The organism is Streptomyces murinus, from assembly GCF_002154555.1.
Lineage (GTDB): Bacteria > Actinomycetota > Actinomycetes > Streptomycetales > Streptomycetaceae > Streptomyces > Streptomyces murinus.
In genome coordinates this window covers 1-3,381 of the sequence record NZ_MUNF01000861.1, presented here as the reverse complement: position 1 = coordinate 3,381, position 3,381 = coordinate 1, and the positions used below count along the sequence as shown (strand labels likewise).

Genomic DNA, 3,381 nt, shown 5'->3' with positions numbered 1-3,381 from the left:
CCAGCACCCCGCCCCCCTCCCCGGAGGCCAAGCGACCGCCCTGCCTCGGGCCGCGAGGGTCGTCGCGTATTGGGGGAGCAGGGTCGGGTCGTCGGGGGAGGTTGCCTCGGAGGCGGCGAAGGCCTCGTAGGAGGGGACCGTGCCCGTGACGATGCCGAGGTTGTCGGTGCCGGAGGTGGCGAGTTCGCGGAGGGAGGACTCTATGGTCGTGAGGTGGGTCTCGTGGGAGGGGTACTCCGCGGAGAGGGTGGGGTAGGCCGAGAGGAGTTCGGCCAGTTCAGGGGCCGGCCAGTGGAGGACGGCCACCGGGAAGGGGCGGGAGAGGGCCTCGCGGTAGGCGCCCAGTTCCGTGCGCAGGCGGGAGATCTCGGCCTCCAGCTCGGCCGGGTTGTCCGAGCCGAGGGACCAGACGCGCTTGGGGTCATGGAGCTCGTCCAGGGTGACCGGCGCGGTGTGCAGGGCGTCGGCCAGGGTGTCCCAGTCGTCGTGCGGCAGGCCCCGCATACGGCGGACGCGGTGGCGGCCGTAGAGGAGGGGGTGGAGGGCCTGCGGGGGCTCCGCGGCGTCCGGGAGCAGCAGCCGCGCCGCCTCCGTGAACGTCTCCTCCGCCGACTCCAGCTCGTCGTGGGCCTCCAGGGACTCCGCGATGATCACCCAGGGGCCCGGCTCGCGCGGGGCCGTCGTACGGATGCCGTCGATGATCGCCCGGGCCTCGGCCTCATGGCCGTACTCCCAGAGGTTGGACGCCTTCAGGGCCCGTACCAGCGACGGGTTCTCCAGGGCGGCCGGGGTGGACAGCAGGCGGTCGTAGAGGGTGGTGGCCGCGGGGCGGTCGCCGGACAGCTCCAGGTGGGCGGCAGCCCGCAGGAGCAGGGCCTCGGCGTCCTCCGGGTACAGGCCGGCGGTCCGCTCCAGGCGTGCCGCTTCGGCGGTGTGGTCGACGTTCTCGGCAGGCGTGTCGGGGCGCATGGGGGACACCGTACTGCCGGGCGCCGACAAACGTGAGGGCGGTCTGGTGGGGTGGTCCTTGAGAGGGACATCTCGCATATGACGGCCACTGTCGGGATATACCGGTCCGCCGGTCCGTGGATGTGCGGGGGTGCCGGGGACGTCACGCCCCGGCCCGCCCCGCCCCGCCGTACACAGGACCACTCGCTATCTTCTGTGCGTACATCGACATCCACGCAGACATCCGGTCTGTGTGGACATCTGGACGTGGGGTCGTGGGTCGGGATGCGCGTGACGGGGGAGTTGGTCCACGCCGAGCAGGAGGGGCTGAACGCGGCCCGGGCGGAGGGCGAGGGCGCGGGGGCGCTGCCCCGGTACTGGCCGCTGCTGCTCGTCGGGGCCGCCGTCGTGCCCGGCACCCTGCTCTTCCTCGTCGGGCGGTGGGGGGACGCCCCGGCCGTCGAGGCGTGGCGGACCGTGTGCCTGGCGGTGACGGTGCAGGCGCTGCCGTTCCTGCTGCTCGGTACGGCCCTGTCCGGGGCGATCAACGCCTTCGTGCCCGAGCGGGTGTTCCGGCGGATGCTGCCCCGGCGGCCCCTGCTCGCCGTGCCCGTGGCGGGAGTCGCGGGGGTGGTGCTGCCGGGCTGTGAGTGCGCGTCCGTGCCGGTGGCCAACAGCCTCATCGGGCGGGGGGTCACCCCGGCCGCCGCGTTCGCCTTCCTGCTGTCCGCGCCGGCCATCAACCCCGTCGTCCTCACCGCCTCCGCGATCGCCTTCCCCGGCAACCCGGCCATGGTGCTGGCCCGGCTGCTCGCCTCCCTCGCGACGGCCGTCGCCATGGGGTGGCTGTGGCTGCGGTTCGGGCGCAGCGAGTGGCTGCGGCCCGCCGTACGGCACACCGGGCATCAGGCCGGGCACAGCAGGTGGGACGAGTTCCGGGCCGGGTTCCAGCACGACTTCCTGCACGCCGGCGGGTTCCTGGTGCTGGGCGCGATGGCGGCCGCCACCTTCAACGTCGGCGTGCCGCGCTCCGTGCTCGCCACCTTCACCGGCACGCCCTGGCTGGCCGTGCTCTTCCTGGCCGCCCTCGCGGTGCTGCTCGCCGTCTGCTCCGAGGCGGACGCCTTCCTCGCCGCCTCGCTCACCGGGTTCCCGCCGGTGGCGCGGCTGGCGTTCATGGTGGTGGGGCCCATGGTCGACCTGAAGCTGATCGCCCTCCAGGCGGGCACGTTCGGGCGGGCCTTCGCCGTACGGTTCTCCGCCGCCACCTTTGTCGTCGCCGTCGCGTGCAGCGCGCTGATCGGAGGTGCCCTGCTGTGAAGCGGATCCTGCAATCGGGGCTGCTGGTGCTGTGCGGGCTCGGCCTGCTGCGCATCTCCCTCGTCACCGACCTGTGCCTGCGGTACGTCAAGGAGAGCATGCGGCCCCTGCTCATCGCCTCCGGGTGCGTCCTGGTGCTGCTGGGGGTCGTGAGCGCGATTCTCGATCGGCGGGGGCGGCAGCGGGAGCACGGCACGCACGGGCACGACCACTCCCATGTGCCGCGCGTCGCCTGGCTGTTGCTGCTGCCTGTGCTCAGCCTGCTCTGCTACGCCCCGCCCGCCCTCGGCGCCTACACCGCCTCCCGGCAGCCGCCCAAACCCATCGTCCAGCAGAGCGAGTTCGCGCCGCTGACCGCCATCTCCCCGCTGCCGATGACCCTGTCCGACTTCACCAGCCGGGTCCAGCAGGACCGCGCGCGGGCCATCAAGGGGCGCACCGTCCTGATGACCGGCATCGTCACACCGCACGGGAAGGGCAGCTGGGATCTCACCCGGATCATCATCAACTGCTGTGCGGCGGACGCCCAGTCGGTGAAGGTACGGGTCTACGGCGGTCCCGTGCTGCCCGCGAACACCTGGGTCACGGTCACCGGCGTCTGGCACCCCGCCGGCACCCTGGGCACCTCTTCCGCGGCGGTCGCGCTGGACGCCCGTACCGTCAAGAAGGTGCCCCGGCCCATCAACGGCTACCAGGACGCCCTTCCGCTGCCCACCGCGCGCACCCCCTGAAATCGGCTTCTCCTCTGGCCAGTTGAGGGAGGCGCGCCTATCGTGCGGGCGGCTCCCGGTGGTGGAGGTGGTGTGCGGATGCGGACCGCGGCGGACGTCCGGGTCGTCGGGCACGGGGATCGGCGCAGACGTGTCCGGCGCCGGCGGATCCTGTTCGGCGGCGGCGAACTGCTCGTCACCGCCGGGGTGTTGCTCCTGCTGCTGGTGGCGCACCAGCTGTGGTGGACCAACCGGGAGGCGCGGCAGGGGGCCGAGCGGACGGTGGCGGCGCTGGAGAGGCAGTGGGGACCGCGGGCCGACGGCCCTGCGCCGGAGACGGGTTCGCCGCCGCCCTCAACCCCCGCGTCCACGACATCCGCGCCGACGGCACCCGCACCCCGCC

At 73.4% G+C, this 3,381-nt stretch carries 3 protein-coding genes and 1 pseudogene; 3 read left to right on the top strand and 1 reads right to left on the bottom strand.

Annotation, left to right across the window (positions count from 1 at the left end):
• Window positions 1-969, bottom strand: a 969-nt coding sequence (locus tag CCN72_RS35935; RefSeq protein ID WP_086812563.1) for a hypothetical protein, incomplete at its 3' end; no start/stop codon positions are given.
• Window positions 970-1,233: 264 nt separating this feature from the next.
• Between CCN72_RS35935 and CCN72_RS35930 the strand changes: the two genes are divergently transcribed.
• From CCN72_RS35930 to CCN72_RS35920, 3 genes and pseudogenes are all read left to right on the top strand, one after another.
• Window positions 1,234-2,268 (top strand): permease, encoded by a 1,035-nt coding sequence (locus CCN72_RS35930; protein WP_086812562.1) that lies wholly within the window; start codon window positions 1,234-1,236, stop codon window positions 2,266-2,268.
• Window positions 2,265-2,999, top strand: coding sequence for a TIGR03943 family putative permease subunit (locus tag CCN72_RS35925; protein ID WP_086812560.1), 735 nt, complete (start codon window positions 2,265-2,267; stop codon window positions 2,997-2,999). Before CCN72_RS35930 ends, CCN72_RS35925 begins: the two co-directional genes overlap by 4 nt.
• Before the next feature lie 78 nt (window positions 3,000-3,077).
• Window positions 3,078-3,381 (top strand): annotated as a pseudogene (locus CCN72_RS35920) (class E sortase); the annotation flags it as partial.